This window comes from Eubacterium sp. CAG:156 (assembly GCF_000434315.1).
Lineage (GTDB): Bacteria > Bacillota > Clostridia > Lachnospirales > Lachnospiraceae > Eubacterium_U > Eubacterium_U album.
This window is the reverse complement of the sequence record NZ_FR878153.1, coordinates 4,978-6,319: the sequence shown is the minus strand read 5'-3', so window position 1 is coordinate 6,319 and position 1,342 is coordinate 4,978. Positions and strand designations below refer to the sequence as shown.

General features: G+C 29.7%; 2 protein-coding genes. Both read left to right on the top strand.

Annotated elements, in window-relative coordinates:
- The first annotated feature begins 69 nt into the window (after positions 1 to 69).
- On the top strand, positions 70 to 540 hold the full coding sequence (locus tag ABMA45_RS05015) for a YunG family protein (RefSeq protein ID WP_022088791.1): 471 nt from the start codon (positions 70 to 72) through the stop codon (positions 538 to 540).
- A gap of 207 nt (positions 541 to 747) precedes the next feature.
- A partial coding sequence (locus ABMA45_RS05010) for a GDSL-type esterase/lipase family protein (protein WP_348029920.1) occupies positions 748 to 1,342 on the top strand: 595 nt, incomplete at its 3' end.

The following is a 1,342-nucleotide window of genomic DNA, read 5'->3' as shown; positions in this document are numbered from 1 at the left end:
ATGGATAATTCCTTACTGGCTGTAAGGGTTATTAACCATAAATATATTGTAGTAGAAAGGAAATAGAAAATGTTTAAAACAAAATCGGGACGAAATATTTCATATTTCGGAAATGAATACACAAAAGAAATACATAGAAAAAATGGAAATAATTGCAAGATAAAAACTATTGATGAATTGTTCGAAATTTTACTTGATGTTTGGTGTAGAGAAACAGCCTATCCTAGCTGTCAAAAAGAGTATGATGAGGAAAATGATCCTACATATGGACAGTGTGCAATAACAGCAACGCTGGTTTATGATATGTTTGGAGGCACAATTCATAAAATAAGAGTTTCAGGCGGTGGTACTCATTATTTCAATAAAATTAACGAACATTATATTGATTTAACAAGTGATCAATTTAATTTGTATGATATTTATGTAGATTATAGCAATAATGAACTTGTAAAACGAGAGTACTGTGGAAAGAATGCCGACACACTAAAAAGATATAAATTATTGGTGCAGGCTATTGATAACAAAGTGAATAAAGAATAAATTTAAAATAAATTTCAGATATTTATAGTTGAAAATGGAAAAAGAGTTGTTGTGAAATAGACTATCGTAAGAAGCATCAATTGAACAAGAACCATATACTGAGGCAGAATTGAAAATAAATCTAAATTCATACAGACAAATATAACAATATAATTTGCCGGCTTAGTTGATAGAAGGAAATTCAATATAAAAAGAGAGGGTATTACAATGAATAATGAGCAGATGATAAAAATTAAAAATTTTGATTATTTAAATCAGAACATATTAAAGGGAAAAATTCTTTTTACAGGTTCATCACTGATGGAACAGTTTCCTATTTGTGAAATTGCAAGAAGTAAAGGATTTGATGAGGTAATTTATAATCGAGGCGTTGGTGGATTGAATACAGATGAGTTTTTGGAAAACATTAATACATTGCTTTTAGACCTTGAACCATCGAAGATATTTATCAATATAGGAACAAATGATATTACGGAAGCACGATATGGAGATAAGTGGATGTCACATCTGATGGACAATTTTTGCAAAATTATTGAAACTACAAAAGATAGTATTCATAATGCAGAAATTTATATAATGGCATTTTATCCTGCAAATTTACATTTGCCTTGGCATACAGAAGAGGCAATTCAATGGATGAAGCTTAGAACTACTGAAAATATTCGAATGTGCAATGAGCATTTGAAAGAAATCGCAAATAAATATGAATGCTATTATATTGACTGCAATGCAGGTCTCGTTAATGAAAATGGAGAACAAAAAACAGAGTATGCAATTGACGGTGTACATATGTATGCAAATG

Bases quoted from the DNA above. Each gene is read 5' to 3' on its own strand.
- ABMA45_RS05015 (WP_022088791.1), top strand. From the start codon at position 70: ATGTTTAAAACAAAATCGGGACGAAATATTTCATATTTCGGAAATGAA.